At 43.3% G+C, this 3654-nt stretch carries 4 protein-coding genes and 1 pseudogene; 4 read left to right on the forward strand and 1 reads right to left on the reverse strand.

Features of this window, described 5'->3' with window-relative positions; genetic code table 11:
* Window positions 1-218: IS66 family insertion sequence element accessory protein TnpA (tnpA, locus tag K245_RS0120810; RefSeq protein ID WP_027360712.1), on the reverse strand; the 218-nt coding region annotated here is incomplete at its 3' end.
* A gap of 260 nt (window positions 219-478) precedes the next feature.
* Between tnpA and tnpC the strand changes: the two genes are divergently transcribed.
* The 4 genes and pseudogenes from tnpC to K245_RS0120835 form a co-directional block, all read left to right on the forward strand.
* Entirely contained in the window at window positions 479-2074 is a 1596-nt protein-coding gene (tnpC, locus tag K245_RS0120815; RefSeq protein WP_027360713.1) for an IS66 family transposase, read from the forward strand.
* 224 nt (window positions 2075-2298) lie between these two features.
* On the forward strand, window positions 2299-2532 hold the full coding sequence (locus K245_RS0120820) for a ribbon-helix-helix domain-containing protein (RefSeq protein ID WP_027360714.1): 234 nt from the start codon (window positions 2299-2301) through the stop codon (window positions 2530-2532).
* A gap of 2 nt (window positions 2533-2534) precedes the next feature.
* The gene (locus tag K245_RS0120825) at window positions 2535-2918 is read left to right on the forward strand and encodes a type II toxin-antitoxin system VapC family toxin (RefSeq protein ID WP_027360715.1); all 384 of its coding nucleotides are present in this window, start codon (window positions 2535-2537) and stop codon (window positions 2916-2918) included.
* Between the two features lie 533 nt (window positions 2919-3451).
* Window positions 3452-3654, forward strand: a pseudogene (locus K245_RS0120835) (IS110 family transposase); the annotation flags it as partial.

Consider the following 3654-nt stretch of genomic DNA (forward strand, 5'->3'; position numbering starts at 1 on the left):
ACTAAACCAGGACGCTTATTTTCTGATTTGGTTCGTGGGATCTCTATGAATTCTATGGACACGGGCGATTTTGCCAGCTTCTTTTTCCAGTAAAAAAACTTGTGCCTGCCAAGGCCCTTCATACGGCAGTATTCAAACGCCTTTAAACCGCTCGACTCCCATTCCGCAAGCTCCTTTTTCCAGAATTCCGATTGGCTTAATGCTTCCTTTTCTTCCATACATCATCCTCCCAAAATATTTTTTGAGAAAATCTGCCATATATCATTTCTCTTGAATAGAAGTGGTTGGCTGGATGCTTACAGAGATTCAGGTGGCCTTCAGGCAAGGAGGATATACAGGAGATAGACCTGCGTGAACTGATGTGGATTCTGGATGGCCTGGAGATATCTGCTCTCAAGCCGCATAAAACCTTGAGTTTTTCCTCACTTTTATGAAGAAAAACAAGCAAAAATCATGTTTTTATGCTATGTAGAGCAGCATGAAAAAAGGAATAAAACAGCCTCATGACAATGCTTCTAAAATAAGAGAATCGCTCGAATCAATACCAGTTTCTCCTGAAATATTCAATAAGAAATGCCAACCGGTAATTGACTATGTAGAAGAACTTGAGGGCAAGATACGCCTTCTTCAGAATCAGATTTTCGCAAGTAAAACTGAAAAAAAACCTGCTCCTGAAAATGACGGACAGATGCTTCTTTTTAACGAGGCAGAGACAGAATCTGCTGTGGCTGATAAAAAAGAGGAAACCATCGAGGTTCCGTCCCATACGAGAGTCAGGCCGAAAAGAAAGCCGCTTCCTGAATCCCTCGAAAGAGTTGAAATCGTTCATGACATAGATGAATCCGAAAAGATTTGTGGATGCGGGGCCTGCCTCGAGAGGATCGGAGAGGAAACATCAGAGAAACTCGACATAATCCCTGCAAAAGCCAGGGTGATCAGACATATCAGGCCTAAATACGCCTGCAGAAAATGCGAGGGAACCGAAAGTACGGACGGAGAGACAGTAAAGATCGCTTCTGTTCCTGCTCAGATCATCCCGAAAGGCATCCCAACCGAAGGGCTTCTATCCTGGATAGTGGTTTCCAAATTCTGTGACAGTCTTCCTCTTTACCGTCAGTCAAAGATCTTCGCCAGAATTGGAGTCGATATTTCTGTTTCGACCCTGGCTTCATGGATGGTCCAGGTAGCTGAAAGATGCAGGCCAATAATCGAACTCCTGAGAAAAGAGATACTCTACGGGCCTTGCATCAACATTGACGAGACCACCCTTCAGGTTCTGAAGGAACCTGGCAGATCTGATCAGGCCAAATCATATATGTGGGTTTTCAGGGGAGGCCCTCCTGAATCGCCTTCTGTTATTTATCAGTACTCTCCCACGAGATCAGGATCTGTGGCCAAGGATTTTGTAGAGGGTTACAGCGGTTATTGCCAGACTGATGGCTATGCCGGTTACGACTGCCTTGAAAAAGACCAGAACATAAAGCTTCTTGGCTGCTTCAGCCACGCTCGTCGCTATTTCATAAAAGTCATCGAAGCAAGACCCAAGAAAGACAAGGGCAAGGCCGGAAGCCCTGAGCAGGCCATCGCCTTTATCCAGAAGTTCTACAGAATCGAACGAGAGGCAGCCGAAAAAAATCTTTCTGTCGAAGAAATATTTCAGCTTCGTCAGGAAAAATCAAAATCCGTTCTTGATGATTTCAAGGACTGGCTGGATAAAAGATCTCCCCAGACGCCTCCGTCAAGCCTGCTTGGCAAGGCTTTCAATTACACTCTTTCAAACTGGAACAGACTGATAAGGTATATTGAGAACGGCAATCTCAAGCCTGACAACAATTCTGCTGAAAACGCGATAAGGCCTTTCGTGGTCGGCAGAAAGAACTGGCTCTTCTCAGGACATCCCAACGGAGCCCATGCCTCATCCGTTCTTTACAGCCTTGTCGAATCTGCAAAAGCAGCAAAGCTCGAGCCGTATGCATATCTTAAACTCATCTTCGAGAAAATACCACTCGCGCAGAATGAAGAGGATTATAGAGCTTTGCTCCCTATATCTGTCACATCACAAATTTCCACGTAGTTGGCTGGATGCTTACGATTCTCATGAGCATTCTGAAAACAATATAGCAGAATAAATAAAACTTACTTTGAGAATGTATCTTGTTCTAACAAGTCGCCCAAGCTGACGCCGAACACGCACCGATTTTTCCAGTAAGGCAGCGGCGGCGCGGCTTAGCTCACCGTTGGCCTTGACAATCGAAATAGTAATGTATAATGTAGGTGTATACATTATGGAGGTGAAGTATGGTAAGAACACAAATATATCTCACAGATCGTCAACGAGCTGAATTGGAAATTCTTTCTAAGACTTTGGGTAAAAAGCAAAGTGAACTTATAAGGGACGCCGTTGACCGTCTCTTAGACCAGTCTGGAAGCAATCGACGTGAAATCATATTAAGAGAGACTGCTGGAATCTGGAAAGATCGATCGGATCTCCCTGATTTCAGCACAATACGAACAGAATGGGACAGGCTATAATCATGGCTGAGTCCTTTCTTCTTGATACAGATGTCCTGATTGATTTTTTGCGTGGTTACAGTAATGCTGTAGATTTTGTAGCTGCAAATTCACATAAAATCATTCTATCTTCTATTGTTGTTGCAGAGCTGTATGCTGGTGTTAAAGGAACTACAGAACAAACCGCTTTAGACAATTTCGTATCCCTTTTTCCGGTCATCCCTATAACGTCTGAAATCGCCAAAATGGGTGGACTCTATAAGCGCGATTATGGCAAGTCTCACGGTGTCGGACTTGCAGACGCAATCATAGCTGCTGTCTGTGAATCAGAAAATGCAGTGTTAAAAACATTGAATGTCAAACATTACCCTATGATAAAGGGCTTAAAACCAGCATACAAGAAGTGACTAATAGGCCAACAAGTCGCCCAAGCCGACGCCGACACGCACTGATTTTACCAGTAAAGCAGCGGCGGCGCGGCTTAGCTCACCGTTAGCACTCAAATTATGAAAAAATTGACTATTTCGATGCTCCTTTTGATTGCTGTCAACGTTGGAGTATTCTTTACATCTTATTCATGTGCAAAAGGGAAAGCAGAAGTCGTTGCTCAGAGTTGTTATTACTCCATATCTCCATTGAAGGCACATTTGGCCTTATTTGGTAATTCTGAGCTAACACCATGCTGGCTTTTTAGCGCAGAATATGATCAAAAAGGCATATTAAGTGGTTCCACATTCGATGTATATGTATCATTCACAGGTAATAAGTGGTCGGTTTTGATTGGACAGATTTTCTGAAAATATAAGTGAAAATCCTATCAACAAATCCTTATATAATTTTGACCTCTGTGTCTCATATTTTTAATAAAAGGATAAAAGGCATGAAAACAGACGCAAATCCAAAAAGCAAAAGACGTCCCGGGCATCTTGAAAATATAAATATGAATGCAGCAGGTATAGACATAGGATCAAAAAGCCATTTTGTGGCAGTGCCTGCCAACGCATGTGATAATCCTGTCCGTGAGTTTTCAACATTTATAGATGCGCTTCACCTGCTTGCAGACTGGCTGACGGATTGCGGTGTTACGACAGTAGCCATGGAGTCGACCGGGATTTACTGGATACCTGTTTTTGAAATACTGGA

Source organism: Desulforegula conservatrix Mb1Pa, assembly GCF_000426225.1.
Lineage (GTDB): Bacteria > Desulfobacterota > Desulfobacteria > Desulfobacterales > Desulforegulaceae > Desulforegula > Desulforegula conservatrix.